Consider the following 15406-nt stretch of genomic DNA (forward strand, 5'->3'; position numbering starts at 1 on the left):
CCGGCGGCGGGGCGCCACCGGCGGGGGCGCAGCGAGCGGCGCGGCAACGCTTTCACCCGGAGCGGGTGATGACTCGTGGTAATCGATACTCCTACGGTGGGTGTCATGGCTGCCGTCCGCGCGACCCCTGCCAATCCCACCCCCGACCTGCTCGTCGCGGACGGGGACAGCGGCGACCAACGAGCGATTCCGCCCGAGCTGGGCCCCAACTCCCTGGCGGTGCTCAGCGGGCCCACCTTCCTGTACTCCAACGCCTGCGGGGATGTGCCGACGGGCAGCATCGGCGGGCTCGTCCACCTGGACACCCGCCTGATCAGCGGCTGGAGCCTGACCGTCAACGGCGGCGAGCTGCTGCTGCTGCGCGCCGAGACGATCGACCACTACTCCGCGCAGTACGTGCTCACCAACCCGGAACTGCCCGGGCTGCCGCCGAACACTCTGGGCCTGCGGCGGCTTCGCTACGTCGCCGACGGCTTCCACGAGCGTGTGGAACTGGTGTCGTTCCGGCTGGAACCGGTCCGGGTGGAGCTGCGGCTGGCCGTCGCCGCCGACTTCGCCGACCTGTTCGAGGTCAAGTCGAGGGTCCGGGACCGCTCCGCCGAGATCAGCCGTGACCACGCCGCCGACGGGTCCGAGTTGTGTTTCTCCTACCGGCGGGGTGACTTCTCCGCCCAGACCCGCGTGTGCTGCTCCAAGCCGGCGGATCGCATCGAGGGCGACGACCTGATCTGGGAGCTGGAACTGGGCCCCCGCGTGGAGTGGCAGGTCGACCTGCACGTGCCGTTGCCGCCTGGAATGGGAGTCGTCGAGCCGGTGCGGGGCGACATCGCCGACGTCTTCCACGGTCGCGCCGATGACCCGCTGCGTCGCTGGATAGAACAGCGAGCGGTGTTGCGCAGCGACAACGCGACGCTGGAGCGCACCGTGACCCAGTCCCGCGACGATCTGTCGGCGCTGCGGCTCGATCTGGAGGTCAAGGGCCAGCGGATCATGCTGCCCGGTGCGGGACTGCCCTGGTTCCTCACCGTCTTCGGACGGGACACCCTGATCACCGCCTACCAGACGTTGGTCGCCGGACCCACGCTGGCGAGGGGTGCGCTGCTCGCCCTGGCCCGCCTCCAGGGCGAAGCGTGTGACGACTTCACCGACGAGGAGCCCGGCAAGATCCTGCACGAGGTGCGCAGCGGTGAGCTGACCCGCAGTGGCGAGAAACCGTTCGGGCCGTACTACGGCACCGCCGACGCCACCCAGCTCTGGCTGATCCTGCTCTCCGAGTACTGGCGCTGGACCGGTGACGACGAGACCGTCCGCCTCCTGCGGGACAACGCGGTGGCGGCGCTGCGCTGGATCGACGACTACGGCGACCGGGACGGCGACGGCTACGTCGAGTACGCGACCCGCTCGCCCGAAGGGCTCGGCAACCAGTGCTGGCGGGACTCCCCGGACGGCGTCTGCTTCGCCGACGGCAGGATCCCGGTACTCCCGCTGGCCACCTCCGACCTGCAGGGTTACACCTACGACGCCAAACTGCGACTGGCCGAGTTGTTCGACGGGCCGTTGGGCAACCCCACGTTGGCGCGTCGGCTGCGCGACGAGGCCAACACCCTGCACGAGCGGTTCAACCAGGACTTCTGGATCGAGGAGCGGGGTGGCTACTACGCGGTCGCGCTGGACGGCGACAAGAACCGCGTCGATTCCAAGACGTCGAACATGGGTCACCTGCTGTGGAGCGGAATCGTGCCGCCGGAGCGGGCCGAAGCGGTGGTGCGACAACTCATGTCCCGGGACATGTTCTCCGGTTGGGGCATCCGCACCCTGTCCCGGGAGGAACGGCTCTACAACGCCCTCGGCTACCACCTGGGCACGGTCTGGCCGCACGACAACTCGATCGCCGCGCTCGGCCTGGCTCGGTACGGCTACCGGGCCGAGTCGAACCGGATCAGCCTGGCGATGTTCGAGGCGGCCGAGCAGTTCGGCCACCGGCTGCCGGAGGCGCTCAGCGGGTTCGACCGGGAACGGCTGCTGTTCGCCGTGCCGTTCCCGACCGCGTGCAGCCCGCAGGCGTGGGCGGCCGGCACGCCGTTGGCCCTGATCCGCGCCATGCTCGGCATCAACCCGGTCGAGGGCCGGTTGGTGCTCGACCCGGACATCCCCGATGAGCTGGGCCGGATCACCGCCTCACGGGTGCGGGCCTTCGGTGAGCAGTGGGAGGTGGAGGCGGTGGGCCGCAGCGGCCACGTCCGGCTCCAGCCCAGCTGACCGCGGCTGTCGCGTCGGACGTTTGTCGAGGGCTCCGACGGGAAACGGCCCGCAATGACGAAACCTCGTGTGGTGATCGTGGGGGCCGGGTTCGCCGGTTACCACGCGGCGAAGACGTTGAGCCGGATCGCCCGGGACCGGGCCGAGATCGTGCTGCTGAACTCCACCGACTACTTCCTCTACCTGCCGTTGCTGCCCGAGGTGGCGGCCGGGGTGGTCGAGCCCAAGCGGATCGCGGTGCCGCTGACCGGGACACTCAAGGGCGTACGCGTGGTGATCGGCGAGGCGGACCACGTCGACCTGCAGAACCGCTGGGTCGGCTTCACCCAGGCCGAGGGGGAGAAGAACCGGCTGGCGTACGACCGGTTGGTGCTCGCCGTGGGCAGCGTCAACAAGCTGCTGCCCATCCCGGGGGTCACCGAGTACGCGCACGGCTTCCGCGGTCTGCCGGAGGCCGTCTACCTGCATGACCACATCGTTCGTCAGATCGAGCTGGCCGAGCAGGCCGAGGACCCGGCCGAGCAGCGGGCCCGCTCCACGTTCGTGGTGGTCGGCGCGGGCTACACCGGCACCGAGGTCGCCGCGCACGGGCAGCTGTTCACCGACGCGCTGCACGCCCAGCGGCCCCGGCTCACCCTCCGCCCCCGCTGGATGCTGCTCGATGTCGCGTCGCGGGTGCTGCCGGAGCTGGACAAGCGGATGTCGGACACCTCGCACAAGGTGCTCAACCGGCGTGGGGTGGACGTGCGGATGGGCACTTCGGTGGCCGAGGCGACCTGCGACGGGGTGAAGCTCACCGACGGCGAGTACGTGCCGACCTGCACGCTGGTGTGGTGTGTGGGGGTGCGCCCCGACCCGTTCGTCAACGAGTTGGGCCTGCGGACCGACCGGGGTCGACTGGTCACCGACGAGTTCCTCAACGTGCCCGGCTATCCGGAGGTGTACGCCTGCGGCGACGCCGCCGCGGTGCCCGACCTCGTCAACCCGGGCAAGGTCTGCGGGATGACCGCCCAGCACGCGCAGCGGCAGGGCAAGCGCGCGGCGTACAACATCGCCGCGTCCTACGGTTTCGGCAAGCGCAAGCCGTACAAGCACCACGACCTGGGCTGGGTCGTCGACCTGGGTGGCAAGGACGCGGCGGCGAACCCGTTGCAGGTCAACCTGGCCGGGCTGCCGGCCAAGGCGGTCACCCGGGCGTACCACCTGATGGCGATGCCGGGAAACCGCACGCGGGTCACCGCCGACTGGGCGCTGGACGCCGCGCTGACCCGCTCGGCGGTCCAGCTGGGGTTGGTGCCGGCCAACGCGGTGCCGTTGGAGAGCACCTCACCCGAGGTCGCGACGCGGGCCCGCTGAAGCACGCACCACCCGGCCGGTCAGCCCTGCGGGGCGGGACCGGCCGGTCGGCGTGACCGCGTTTCCGGACCGGCCGGTGGGGCGGGCCGGAGTCGGCGTGGCCCATACTCGCGCAGCAGCGTCTGCACGATGCCGGCGGCGGGGATGGCCAGCAGCGCGCCGAGCAGGCCGGCCAGCTCCGCGGCGAGCAGCACGCTGACCAGCACGGTCAGCGGGTTGAGCCGGACCGCCCGGGACAGGATGAGCGGCTGGAGCAGGTGGTTCTCGACCTGCTGGTAGACCACGAAGAAGACCAGCACGACGATCCCGGCAGTGGGGGAGTGCAGGAAGCCGGCCCCGGCCGCGATCACCGCGCCCAACGTCGCACCAACGAGCGGTATCAGGTCGGTCACCGCCACCAACAGGGCGATCACGGCCGCGAACGGCACGCCGGTGAGGGCCAGCACCACGTAGGTCAACAGCCCGCAGATCACGCTGATCAGCAGGTTGCCGGTGAGGTAACCGGTGACGGTGCGCGACACCTCCCGGCCGACCCGGCGCAGCCGGTCACCCTGACCGTCCCCGGCCGCCGCGAGCAGGCGGCGGGTGATCCGCGGCGCCTCCAACACCATGAGGTACGCCAACACGACGACCGTGACCAGCCCGGCGACCGTTTCGACGACGCCGCGCAGCACGCCCACCGCGGGTTGACGCAGTCGGGTGCCCAGATCGCGGAGCTGGTCGGAGTGTTCGCTGACGTACCGGCGTGCGCCGGTGCGCTCCAGCAGCTGCCCCAGCGGACCCCGGCCGGCGCGGGCGTCGTGCAGCAGCTCGGGCGCCCGGTCGGCGAACCGGCCCAGCTCCCCGAACAACGGCACCAGGATGAGCGCGCCCAGGAGCGCCACCAGCACGAAAGCAGCGAGGAACACCAGCAGCGTGGCCAGGGCCCGACGCCGGACGAGACGCCGTTGCAGCCGGTCCACGAGGGGCTTGAGCGCCACGGCGAAGAACGCGGCGACCACGACCCAGACCAGCACCCGCCGGGTCGCGTACACGAACGCCAGCGCGAACGCGGTCGCCAGGACCAGACCGATCACGATCAGGGTGTGACGGGCGGTCACCCGATCGTCGGCGTTGCTCATCCGCCGCGCCTTCCCCCCGCTCGCCGTCGGAAACCCGGCATTGCGGGCGCGACGGTGTGTTCTGGTCCAGACGCGAGCCGACAGGGCGTAGGTGCTCAGCGGTCGTCGTCGGTGACGGGTTGGGCGCCGGCGACGAAGGTGTCGAGCGCGGTGGCGTGCAGCAGACCGCCGGGCACCGGGTCACGCAGGGCCGCCACCGCCAGCCGCCCGACCAGCAGGCCGCCGGGGCGCGACGTCGCGGCCAGCACCAGGTTTCCGTACCGCCGGCCGCGTAGCATCCGCCGGTCACCGAGGATGCACACGTCGGCGAAGACCGCCCGCAACGTGGCCACCTGCGCCCGGGTGCCGACCAGTGGCGGCAGGTCCGTGACGTTGACCAGGTACGTCCCGTCCGGGCGCAGGGTGCGGGCCACCTCGGCGGCGAACTCGACGGTGCGCACGTGCCGGGGCATCTGGGCCGCCCGGTAGATGTCGGCGATCACCAGGTCGTAGGAACCGGCCGGGGCGGCGGTGAGCGCGTCCCGGGCGTCGGCGACCTCCACCCGCACCTGCGGCGGCAGCGGCGGCAACTCCCGGGCGACCAGCTCCACCACGGCGGGGTCCCGCTCGACGACGCGTTGCGGGGAGCCGGGCCGGGTGGCGGCCAACCATCGGGGCAGCGTCAACGCGCCGCCTCCCAGGTGCAGAACGCTCAACGGGACGCCGGCCGGGGCCGCCACCTCCACCGCCGAGGCGATCCGTCGGACGTACTCGAAGTGCAGGTGCAGGGGATCGGAGACATCCACGTACGACTGCTCGACCCCTGCGGACAGCAGTGTCCGCCCGGTCCGGCGGACCGGGTCGGCGACCAGCTCCAGCCGGTCGGCGGCGCGGTTCATGACCGGCACGCTAGCCGAGCCCACGGTCCACGACGCCGGTGGCCCGGCACGGCCGACGGGCCGGCGGAGCGGGGATGATCCCCGTCCGCCGGCCCGCCCGGGTCAGGGCTGCCGGTCAGCCGCCGGCCATCCCGGCCCCCACCTCGTCGATCGCGTCGTCGATCTGGTGGGCGAGGTCCACGTCGAGCGCGGTCACCCCGTCGGCCTGACTGGTCCGTACGGTCAACACGGCGGCGGTGCCACCGGGGCGTCCGATGCTCGGGCCGCGGCCGTTGTCCTGGCGCAGCCGGTCGAGCCGGGCGAGCACCCGGTCCAGGTTGTCCGGTGGCAGCGCGACCACCCGGTAGAGGCCCTGGCTGTCGCCGGCCCAGTACGGCAGGTCGTCCAGTGCCGCACTGATCTCGTCCGCGTCCAGGGTGGGCGTGGTGGTGGAGGCGCCGACGAGGCCACCACCGGCCTCCGGTGGGTTCAGCAGGTCACGCAGACCGTCGGGTACGTGCAACGACTCGACCAGGTCGCCGTCCTGTTCGGCGAGCGCGGCGATCGTCGCCTCGGCCTGGTAGCGGGCCTGCTCCGGGGTGTTGCCGCTGATCCGGCCCACCTCGGCCAGGAAGCCGGGCAGGTCCTGGTGACGCTCGATGCCGTCGACCGGCAGCACGTCGTGCAGGGACGCGGGCACGGCCGCGAGCAGGCGCTGCCGCTCGGCCGCCTCCAGCGCGAACGCGAGGACCAGCACTGTCGCCTCGGTGCCCACCTTCGCCGTCTTGAAGTCGACCCCGGCCCGACGCCGGACCTCGTCGACGAGGTCGTGGTAGCCCATGGTGCTCACGCCGGCCGCGCCGCTGGGCGGGGACGGCTGTGGCCTCGGGTTGTCGGCGGTGCCGAGTGGCGGCGGCGCCGGCCCGCCACGCGTGCTGTCCGGTTTGTGCAGCCCGGCGGCCGGTGGGCCGGCCCGCTTGCCCGAATCGAGGCTCTTGAGCTGCTTGGTGGCGCTCAGGCTGGCGCCGATCTCACTGGGCTGGCGATTCTGTTCCCGGGCCTGCCGGGCCAGTGCCCGGCGCCTCTGGTTGTCGCCTTCCATCTGCTTGCGCATGCTGGCATCCCTTCCGCTGGGGATCGTGGCTGCTCCGGTCGCGTTCCCGCCGTCCCCGAGAAGGAAACGGAGGCCGCCGGCCGGGTCGGACCGGCCTTCGCCACGCTTCATCCGGGCGGGGTGAGGGGTGCTCACCCGCTCGGCCCGCACGATCAGCTCAGGACCGGAGTTCTTCCGAGGTACGCGGAAGGAAGGTCGTCATGAAACAGATCGTCGAGATCGTCCCCGCTCGACCGGGCTGGTACGCGCGCTGGCAACTCACGCCCGAACTCACCAGGTGTTACCCGGTGAGCCTGTGGGCGCTGCTGGAGGAGGCCGACGGGACGGGCCGCGAGGTGGTCGGCATGGACTGCATCGGCCAGTGGCCCGGCGCGGACGACAACGAGGCGGGTGGGCAGTTCGTCCGCTACCTGTACCAGACGCCCGATTCGGGACAGCCCGAGGACGTCGAACCGCCCTCGACCGGCGAACTGCGCGAGAGCGGCCCCCGGCTCCAGCCGGTGACGGCACCCTAGACATTCCTCCGGCCCCCGACCCCAGGTCCCAGGGTCGGGGGCCACCCCGTCCCGGGGTGGCCGGAGATCAGCCGGTGGCGCGCAGGTCGCCGACGTGCTCGACGGCCAGCAACTCGGTCAGGCCGGTGCGGTCGAGCATCCGCTGCAACTGCGGGCTGACCCCGGTCAACCGGATCGCCCGGGCGATCCGCAGCACCACCAGCAGCGCGCTGAGCCCGGAGGAGTCGCAGAGACTCACGCGGGTCAGGTCGATCAGCACCTCGTCGTCGCCGCTGAGGTCGGCCGCCACGGCGGTCAACTCGGGCGCGGTGTCGTAGTCGAGCTCTCCGATCAGCTGAAGGAGGACGTGCCCGGCGTCGAGCCGGGTCGTCTCGATGGTCAACAGCTGATCGGACATCCCACCATGTTCCCAGCCCTGCGGGAGAACGCAAAGCCGGGGGCGACATCCGCGCGTCCAAATCGACCGCCCGGCACCCTTCAGGCCGTGGTGGCGACGCTCGGCAACGGCTCTGAGGTGCCGGTTTCCGCGGGCCGGCGTAGGGTGGTCGGAAGACTTTTGACCATGGACGCCGGTTCCGGCACGGGTTCGGGTGGACGACAAGGAGTGAGGCTCAGCTGGTGACTGCTACCGACGTCAGGGACTGGGACCCGGGCGACGGACGGCTTCCCACGCCGAGTACGACACGGTCCCCGGCGTGGTCCGCCGACGTCACGCCCCGATCCACCGCCGCGCTGCCGCCGCTCGCCCCCGACCGGGATCCGGCCGCCCCCGACTGGTCCGAGGTCGTCGAGCACTTCCGGGAGGGCCTTGTCGTCTGCGACGCCGACGGCGTCGTACGACACGTCAGTCCGGTGGCCGAACGACTGCTGCCCGAGGTGACGCCCGGCGAGCTGCTCAGCGCGGCCGGTGTGCCCGGGCTGAGCGACGGCGACGCCGGTGGCTTCACCCATCACGGGCGCCGGCTCACCGCCCGCCAGGTGCCCCTCTCCGGTGCCCGCTGCTGCTGGTACGTCGAGGACGTCACCGACAGCGTCAGCCGCGCCGACGCGCTGCTCGCCGAGCGGGCCCGCTCGGCGTTCCTGGCCGTGGTCGGTGACAAGCTCGGCAACCCACTGCACCCCGACCGGGCCGCTGCCGCGGTCGTCCGCCTCGCCGTGCCGACCCTGGCCGAGGTGGCCGTGCTCGTGCTCGCCCCCCGTGGCGGTCGCGCCCGCTGGTGGCGGGCCTCGCGCTCCGACGACGAGGCCCCGACGGTCGACAGCGGTGTGCTGGCCGGCGGGGACCTGCCGACCGCCATCGCCGACGGGCTGACCGGGGTCGAGCCGCACGCGGTCGACTGGCTGGTCGAGCAGGCGGTCGACGCCGGCTGGCTGCCCGGGCTCGCCGGCACCGAGAGCGCCGCCCGGGTCGTCCCGCTGCCCGGCCGCGACGCGCCCGTCGGCGTGCTGCTGGTGGCCCGCCGCTCCACCCGCTGGTACGACGAGGCCGACGTCGAGCTGGCTCGCGCGTTCGCGGCCCGTGCCGGCGCGGCGCTGACCACCGCCCTGCTCTACCGCGACCAGGCGGAGGTGGCCGACACCCTCCAGGCCAGCCTGCTGCCGGTCGAGCCGGCCGAGGCCGCTGGGGTGCAGTGGGGCACCGCGTACCGGCCCGCCCAGGCGGGGCTGCGCATCGGCGGCGACTTCTACGGCTCGCACCGGCTCGCCGACGGGGGCTCGGTGTTCTTCCTCGGCGACGTGTCGGGCAAGGGCGTCGAGGCGGCCGTCTTCACCGGCCAGTTACGTCAGTGCCTACAGGCGTTGCACCGGTTGGAGTCGCACCCCGGGCGGTTGTTGCGGCTGCTCAACGACGCGCTGCTGGAAACCACCCAGGCGCACGGCCAGGGCCGCTTCGCCACGATGGTGCTCGGCGTGGCCCGCCCACAGCGCGACGGCGGCCTGACCCTCACCATGGCCGGCGGTGGGCACATGCCGCCGCTGGTGCTGCGCAACTCCGGTGAGGTGGAGTCGGTGCCGCTGAGCGGCATGCTGATCGGTGTGGTGCCCGACCCCCGCGTCGGTGAGGTGACCGTACGGCTCGCGCCGGGGGAGACCTGCCTGCTCTACAGCGACGGGGTGACCGAGGCCCGGGGTGGCCGCCGCGGCGACGAGCAGTTCGGCACGGAACGCCTGGTCGCCGCCGTGACCGGCTGCCAACGGATGCCCGCGCCGGCCCTGGCCGAGCGGGTCGAGCAGGTCACCTGCGACTGGTTGGCGCACCGCGACCACGACGACATCGCGGTGCTGGCGCTGCGGGCGGCCGGTCCGGGTGGTCGCGGGTCGCGGCACCTGCACTCGGTGCCCGCGCAGGCCGGCGCCGACCGACAGAGGGAGACCGACGCGTGACCGCTGCCACGACGGCCGCCGACCCGACCGACGCGTACGCCGGCTATCTGGACTGCCTGGCCGACGCCGACGAGTACGCAGCGATCGACATGGCGATCGGCCTGCTCGACGCGGGCGTGCCGGCGGAGCGGGTGCTGCTCGACCTGGTCGCGCCCGCGCAGTCCGAGGTGGGCGAGCGCTGGGCGCGCAACGAGTGGAGCGTCGCCCAGGAGCACGCCGCCACGCACATCAGCGAGCAGGTGGTGGCGGCGGTCGCCGCGCATGCCAACCCGCGCCCGACCGGCGGGCGGGTCGTGGTCGCCTGCATGGACGGCGAGTGGCACGCGCTGCCGCCCCGGCTGGTGGCCGAGGTGCTGCGGTTGCGTGGCTGGCAGGTGACCTTCCTGGGCGCCAGTGTCCCGGCTGCGCACCTCGTGTCGTACCTGCACCGCTACGACGCCCACGCGGTCGCGTTGGCGTGCGCGTTGCCGATGCGGTTGCCGTACGCCCACCGGATGATCGAGGCCTGCCGTCGTTCCGACGTGCCGGTGGTGGTCGGTGGGCGTGGGTTCGGTGCGGACGGTCGGTGGGCGCGCCGACTCGGTGTGGCCTGGGCGCCGAACGCGCCCGCGGCGGCCGAGCTGATCGCCGACGAGCGGGCGCTGCGCGGGGTGCCGCCGGCGCGGCTGGCCCACCTGGCCGACGACGAGTACGCCAGCCTGGTGCGGCGTCGTGGCGAGCTGATCGACAGCGCGTTGGCCGACCTGCGGGAGCGGGTGCCGGCGACACGGGCCTACAGCCCCACCCAGTTGGACGCGACGGTGAGCGACCTGGGTCACATAGTGGATTTCCTGGCCGCGGCGGTCTACGTCGACGACCCCTCGTTGTTCACCGAGTTCGTGGAGTGGCTGTCGGAGATCCTGCTGAGCCGTGGGGTGCCCGCCGGCGCCGTCGCCCAGCCTCTGGATCACTACGGCGTCGCGTTGCGTGACTTCCCCCGGGCGGTGCGTGTGCTGGCCCTGGGGCGCGCCGTGCTGCCCGCCGCCGACCGCTGACGGACCCGTCGCCGGCTACCAGGGCCGGTCGGCGGACGAGCCGACACTGCGTATACTTGCCGCACTGCAAACGTCCCACCCCAGGGTGGAGCGAGGGGGAGAACGGTGACGTTCAGCGTCCGCCACGTCGAGCGCGACGGCGGTGTTGCCTGTCTGCGCCTCACGGGCGAGCTGGACCTGAGCACCGCTCCCGAGCTGAGTGCCGCGATCGACCGGCTCTCCGCCGCTGGCGAGACCCGGGTGCTGCTCGACCTCACCGACCTCACGTTCTGCGACTCCACCGGGATGGCCGTGTTCGTCCGCGGCGACAACCGGGCGGCGGCCGAAGGCGGTTGGCTGCGGCTCACCGGCGCCAGTGGCCGGGTCGAGCGGGTGCTGCGGGTCACCGGCCTGGCCGACGTGCTGCGGTACGAACCGGAGGCGGTCGACCCCGCGTCGCGCAGTGCCTCCTGATGGGCTACATTTCCCCGCCAGCGCGGTGACCGTCCGGTCCCGTCCCGCCGACCCGAAGCAGGTAGTGATGGGCGCAGACAGCGCGCAGCCGGTACGCATCCTGGTGGTCGACGACGACCCGGGCGACGTGCTGATGATCGAGGAGGCGTTGGCGGATTCCGACGTCGACAAGGTCATCGACGTGGTCAGCGACGGCGAGGAGGCGATGGAGTTTCTCCGCGCCGAAGGCCGGCACGAGCACGCCCGCCGCCCGGACGTGATCCTGCTCGACCTGAACATGCCGCGGATGGACGGTCGGCAGGTGCTGGGCGCGGTGAAGCAGGACGAGGATCTGCGGACCATCCCGATCGTCGTGCTGACGACCTCCAACGCCGACACCGACATCGTCGGCAGCTACACGCTGCAGGCCAACGCGTACGTCACCAAGCCGATCGACCTGGACGACTTCAACGACGTGGTCCGCCGCATCGACGAGTTCTTCGGCCGGGTTGTCGTGCTGCCCAAGCGCGTCTGACGCGGGCCCCGCCGCGCACGCATGCTGAACATTTTTCCCGAACCCCCTCGGCCGTCGCCCTCTGGGCCGAGGATCCAGGTGGGGAAGTAACAGCAGCTGCCTGGGGGGCGACAGTATGAGGTTCTCCGTCGTTGAGACCGGCTACGACCAGCGGCAGGTGGATTCCTGCCTGGACGAACTGGGGATCCGGTTGTCCCGGCTGGCGGCGCGGGCGCAGGGTGCCGCCGGAGCGACCCGGGAGTGGGACGAGATCCGCGAGGAGGCCACCTGGCTCAGCGGGCTCCTGCAGAGGTTGGACCTCGGTGACACCTCCGCCGGCCGGCACGCCGGTGACGGCGCCCGGCGCGAGGCAGCCGACCTCCGGGCCCAGGCCCGTGCCGAGCTGGCCGAGGCCCGCGAGGAGGCACGGCAGGTGCGGGAGCGGGCGTACGCCGACGCCGTGCAGGCCCGACGGGACTTCGAGGCGGCGCTGTACGTCCGCCGGCGACGTGAGGCTCGGGTGGACGAGATCCTCAGCCAGGTGACGGAGGACCAGGTGCCCGCCGACACCCCTACCGCGGCTGCCGGCGTGCCGGGAAGTCGGGTGGGAGTCGGCGGGCAGGACACGGCCGCGGAGCAGCCGCCCGGCCGTCGCTGACGCCGGAAGGCCGTTGCGTGGGTGCCCGGCTCAGGCGGTGAGCGCCGCCACGACGGTGGTCGCCCGGTCCTCGTGCTGCGCGTACGCGTCGGGGTAGGCGGAGATCTGCACGGACTGGGCGGCGTAGGTGATGCTCATGTCCTGCCAGCCGGGGATCTCGTTGAGCGCGGTGTAGAAGGCCCGTGCGGCGTACGACGGGCGCATCAGTTCGGCCACCGTGCCCCAGCCGCTGCTGGGTCGCTGCTGGAACAGCCCGACCGAGTCGTGGTCGGAGCCACTGCCCTGGTTCGGGTAGTTCGCCGACTCCGGCAGGACGTCGCTGGCCAGGTTGTAGAGGTTGCTCTCCTGCATCGCGGTGGCCAGTGCCACCACCAGGGCGCGGCGCGGCATCTTCATGTCCAGGCCGACGTCCACGATGATCTTCGCGTTGTCCATCTGTGCCTGGTCGAGGCCGGCGACCGGTCGGGGTCGGCGGGGCTTGACCGGCTTCTTGGGCGCCTTGCGCACGACTGTGGGGCGCGGGGTGGGCGACGCCGCCGTCGGGCTGGGCAGGACCCGCGCGGGGGCGAGGTCGCGGTCCAGTGACCGGGAGGCGCGCTCGTCGGCGATGGCGGCACGGTCGGCCACGGCCTCGGCGAGCGGCTCCACGGCGCGGGGCGCGTCGTCGCTGCCCCGGGCGGTGGCCACCGCGACGAGGCCGAGACAGCAGGTGACACCGGTGGCCAGGGCCACCCGCACCGGGGTCGAGCCCAGCAGGGTGTGCCGGGGCGGTTCGGGGACGCGGTGACGGCCGATCGTCCGTTCGGTTGATGCGGCGTCGCCCGGATGGGTGGTCGGGCGCGCGTCGGTCAGCTTCTGGTCGGAGGGGTCGTCGGGATGCACCTGACGAGGCTAAAGACCCAATTGCTCGATATCGCCTGCCCGTACAGTGGCCTGCGCCACAGTTTGTCCCGATCTTGGGGATTTCCGGGGGCGAAGGTGCAGCAAGAGCGATCAACCTCGTGGATCGGGCCAGACGGGTATTACCGATTTGCTGGGCTAATGCGACCACGCCACCGCGATTGGCGTCCCGCATGAGACCGCGCGACAGGCTCAGCCGAACGGGCGGTGCCAGTTCCCTCGAACGGTCCGCAGCGCCTCGCCCGCCTGCCCATCGGGAGCCGTCGTCACCCGGATCTCAGTGTCGACCGTTCTCCGCCGGCGTGACGGTCAGCCGGTGCCTGCTGGTGTCGCCGCTGGAGAACGGCCAGAGCCGGTCGGCGTACTCGACAAGGTCGGCCAGCTGATCCCGACTCAGGCCGGCGGACGAGATCTCCGCGTGCACGTCGGCCCGGTACCGGCCGTCGTCGTCGCGCCCCAGCTTCGCCTCCGCCCGGACCTGGACGGTGTGCGCCTCGTCGGTGATCTCCCCGGCCACCTCCACGGCCGCGTGGTGCAGGCAGGAGGCGAAGGCCGCGGCCAGCAACTGTTCCGGGGTCAACCCGGTGCAGTGCGGCGCCAGCGGCGAAGCCAGCGCGGTGGAGAGCTCGCCATCGTCGGTGCGTACGTGACCGCCCTCGGCGGTCGCTGTGGCCTCACGCAGCCAGGAACTCTTTTCCGGCATCGCGTTTCTCCCGTCGCTCACCGGCTCGGCTACCCGGCCACCTCCCGGCGAAACGCCGGAGGCCCTACCGGCGTCAGCGCCCGGCGCTGCGGTAGGACTCGTCGAACACCGCCACCGCCTCGGTGGGCTCCGCTGCGGCCCGTTCGGTCCACGGTGAGGTCGGAGCCGCGTGGCGGGCCGTCGGGATCATCATCGGCACGTACACCCGGGCGTCCACCGCCTCGGCCAGCAGCAGCGCCGCGACCAGGCTGGTGGGACGCTGCCCGGGCTCGTCGGCAAGACAGGAGTGGCACAACTCCACCACCTCCGGCGGGAGCCCGTCGATCTCGGGCAGCGGCTCCGGTGGCTGACGTCGGCGTACGCCGAGCAGTTCGCTGGCGGTGACCGCGTCGTACGGCAGGCGGGCGGTGAGGCTGTAGTAGAGCAGCACTCCGAGGGCGTACATGTCGGCTGCCGGGGTGGCCGGCTCCCCGTCCAGCTGCTCGGGCGCCAGGTACGCCGGGGTGCCCAGCACGACCCCGGTCGGCAGCGGGTCCGGTGCGCCGGCCGGGATGGCGATGCCGAAGTCGAGCACCTTCACCCCCGCCGGGGTGAGCATGACGTTGGCCGGTTTGACGTCGCGGTGCACGATGCCCTCCGCGTGCGCGGCGGCCAGCGCCGCGGCGACCTCCGCGCAGACCCGCACCGAGATCCGCCAGTCCAGCGGCCCGGCCCGCAGGTGCGCGGCGAGCGTCTCACCCTCGGCCAGCTCCATCACGATGTAGGGCACCGGCCGGCCGGGCCAGGTCGACGAGGTGCCGAAGTCGTGCACGCTCGCCACGTTCGGGTGCACCAGGCGGGCGGCCGACCGGGCCTCCGCGCGGATCCGTTCCACCGGGCCGTCCTGGTCGCCCGGGCCGGGCAGGATGAGCTTCACCGCGACCGAGCGGTCGAGCACCTGGTCGTGTGCCCGCCACACCTCGGACATCCCACCCACGCCGATGCGCTCCTCGAGCTGATACCGCCCGTCCAGCGTGCGCATCGACCACTCCTCGTCCCCGCCCCGCCGACGACGGGTGCACCGGACGCGGTACCCGGGCTCCGAGCTGGGCAAACCGCAGCGGCATTCCGGGCGACCCCCGCGCGCAGCGCGCTGCGCCGACGGCGGCGGGTGCGGTAGCTTGCGAGCCAGAGCCGGTGTCACCGATTGTGCCGGCACGGTCACCCGAGAGGGCGCTGCGATGAGCGAGGTCACCGTACGCTTCGTCGGCGGGCCCGCGGACGGTCTGGTCCGGTTGCTGCCGGCCGGGTCGGACGGCGCCCCACCATCACGTTGGATCATGCGGCACCCGGACGGCACCGGTCCGGTCCAGCCCGGTCCCGACCACCTCTACGAACGCGACCGGCCCGACGACGCGGGTGGCTGGAGCATGCGCTTCGTGCGCACCGACGCGTACGGGGTGTCCGAGTGACCACGAGGCGGGGCTGACCGGTGGCGACGCCGGCGTCCCGTCGGCCCGGCCGCACAGCTGGGGCACAGCCTCCACAGGGGCGCGGCACAGGCGTCGCGGCCACGATG

Annotated in this window: 16 protein-coding genes; 9 read left to right on the top strand and 7 right to left on the bottom strand. The window is 72.6% G+C overall.

The window, feature by feature from the left end:
* Nucleotides 1-105: 105 nt before the first annotated feature.
* Entirely contained in the window at nucleotides 106-2259 is a 2154-nt protein-coding gene (locus tag KBX34_RS17900; RefSeq protein WP_210925926.1) for an amylo-alpha-1,6-glucosidase, read from the top strand.
* 54 nt (nucleotides 2260-2313) lie between these two features.
* The gene (locus KBX34_RS17905) at nucleotides 2314-3615 is read left to right on the top strand and encodes an NAD(P)/FAD-dependent oxidoreductase (RefSeq protein ID WP_141909214.1); all 1302 of its coding nucleotides are present in this window, start codon (nucleotides 2314-2316) and stop codon (nucleotides 3613-3615) included.
* Between the two features lie 20 nt (nucleotides 3616-3635).
* Here the strand turns inward: KBX34_RS17905 and KBX34_RS17910 are convergent, their stop codons facing one another.
* The 3 genes from KBX34_RS17910 to KBX34_RS17920 all read right to left on the bottom strand — a co-directional run bounded on the left by KBX34_RS17910 (nucleotide 3636) and on the right by KBX34_RS17920 (nucleotide 6707).
* The gene (locus KBX34_RS17910; protein ID WP_210925928.1) at nucleotides 3636-4736 is read right to left on the bottom strand and encodes an AI-2E family transporter; all 1101 of its coding nucleotides are present in this window, start codon (nucleotides 4734-4736) and stop codon (nucleotides 3636-3638) included.
* 95 nt (nucleotides 4737-4831) lie between these two features.
* Nucleotides 4832-5614 carry a spermidine synthase gene (locus KBX34_RS17915; protein ID WP_210792954.1) on the bottom strand — a complete coding sequence of 261 codons (783 nt, stop codon included), beginning with the start codon at nucleotides 5612-5614 and terminating at the stop codon, nucleotides 4832-4834.
* Nucleotides 5615-5729: 115 nt separating this feature from the next.
* Nucleotides 5730-6707, bottom strand: coding sequence for a DUF2267 domain-containing protein (locus tag KBX34_RS17920; protein WP_088947951.1), 978 nt, complete (start codon nucleotides 6705-6707; stop codon nucleotides 5730-5732).
* A gap of 200 nt (nucleotides 6708-6907) precedes the next feature.
* Between KBX34_RS17920 and KBX34_RS17925 the strand changes: the two genes are divergently transcribed.
* The gene (locus KBX34_RS17925; RefSeq protein WP_088947952.1) at nucleotides 6908-7222 is read left to right on the top strand and encodes a hypothetical protein; all 315 of its coding nucleotides are present in this window, start codon (nucleotides 6908-6910) and stop codon (nucleotides 7220-7222) included.
* Between the two features lie 67 nt (nucleotides 7223-7289).
* On the opposite strand, the gene KBX34_RS17930 is transcribed toward KBX34_RS17925, so the two are convergent.
* Nucleotides 7290-7619, bottom strand: a complete 330-nt coding sequence (locus tag KBX34_RS17930) for an STAS domain-containing protein (RefSeq protein WP_210792956.1) — start codon at nucleotides 7617-7619, stop codon at nucleotides 7290-7292.
* A gap of 221 nt (nucleotides 7620-7840) precedes the next feature.
* Between KBX34_RS17930 and KBX34_RS17935 the strand changes: the two genes are divergently transcribed.
* The 5 genes from KBX34_RS17935 to KBX34_RS17955 all read left to right on the top strand — a co-directional run bounded on the left by KBX34_RS17935 (nucleotide 7841) and on the right by KBX34_RS17955 (nucleotide 12245).
* A complete protein-coding gene (locus tag KBX34_RS17935) occupies nucleotides 7841-9607 on the top strand; it encodes a PP2C family protein-serine/threonine phosphatase (RefSeq protein ID WP_210925930.1) in 1767 nt (588 codons plus the stop codon).
* Nucleotides 9604-10641, top strand: a complete 1038-nt coding sequence (locus KBX34_RS17940) for a B12-binding domain-containing protein (RefSeq protein ID WP_210925931.1) — start codon at nucleotides 9604-9606, stop codon at nucleotides 10639-10641. Before KBX34_RS17935 ends, KBX34_RS17940 begins: the two co-directional genes overlap by 4 nt.
* A gap of 105 nt (nucleotides 10642-10746) precedes the next feature.
* A complete protein-coding gene (locus KBX34_RS17945) occupies nucleotides 10747-11094 on the top strand; it encodes an STAS domain-containing protein (protein WP_088947956.1) in 348 nt (115 codons plus the stop codon).
* 67 nt (nucleotides 11095-11161) lie between these two features.
* Nucleotides 11162-11608, top strand: a complete 447-nt coding sequence (locus tag KBX34_RS17950) for a response regulator (RefSeq protein ID WP_088951715.1) — start codon at nucleotides 11162-11164, stop codon at nucleotides 11606-11608.
* 115 nt (nucleotides 11609-11723) lie between these two features.
* A complete protein-coding gene (locus KBX34_RS17955; protein WP_210792959.1) occupies nucleotides 11724-12245 on the top strand; it encodes an ATPase in 522 nt (173 codons plus the stop codon).
* A 30-nt stretch (nucleotides 12246-12275) separates the two neighbouring features.
* Here KBX34_RS17955 and KBX34_RS17960 read toward each other — a convergent pair whose 3' ends face one another.
* From KBX34_RS17960 to KBX34_RS17970, 3 genes are all read right to left on the bottom strand, one after another.
* On the bottom strand, nucleotides 12276-13127 hold the full coding sequence (locus tag KBX34_RS17960; RefSeq protein WP_210792960.1) for a hypothetical protein: 852 nt from the start codon (nucleotides 13125-13127) through the stop codon (nucleotides 12276-12278).
* A 295-nt stretch (nucleotides 13128-13422) separates the two neighbouring features.
* Complete coding sequence (locus KBX34_RS17965) at nucleotides 13423-13848, bottom strand: OsmC family protein (protein WP_210925933.1); 426 nt, start codon at nucleotides 13846-13848, stop codon at nucleotides 13423-13425.
* Between the two features lie 73 nt (nucleotides 13849-13921).
* Nucleotides 13922-14869 carry a serine/threonine-protein kinase gene (locus KBX34_RS17970; protein ID WP_210792961.1) on the bottom strand — a complete coding sequence of 316 codons (948 nt, stop codon included), beginning with the start codon at nucleotides 14867-14869 and terminating at the stop codon, nucleotides 13922-13924.
* Between the two features lie 199 nt (nucleotides 14870-15068).
* Here KBX34_RS17970 and KBX34_RS17975 point away from each other — a divergent pair, with 199 nt between their 5' ends.
* Nucleotides 15069-15299, top strand: a complete 231-nt coding sequence (locus KBX34_RS17975; protein WP_141909226.1) for a hypothetical protein — start codon at nucleotides 15069-15071, stop codon at nucleotides 15297-15299.
* Nucleotides 15300-15406 lie beyond the last annotated feature (107 nt).

This window comes from Micromonospora sp. M61, assembly GCF_018070245.1.
In the GTDB taxonomy this organism is placed as follows: domain Bacteria; phylum Actinomycetota; class Actinomycetes; order Mycobacteriales; family Micromonosporaceae; genus Micromonospora; species Micromonospora zamorensis.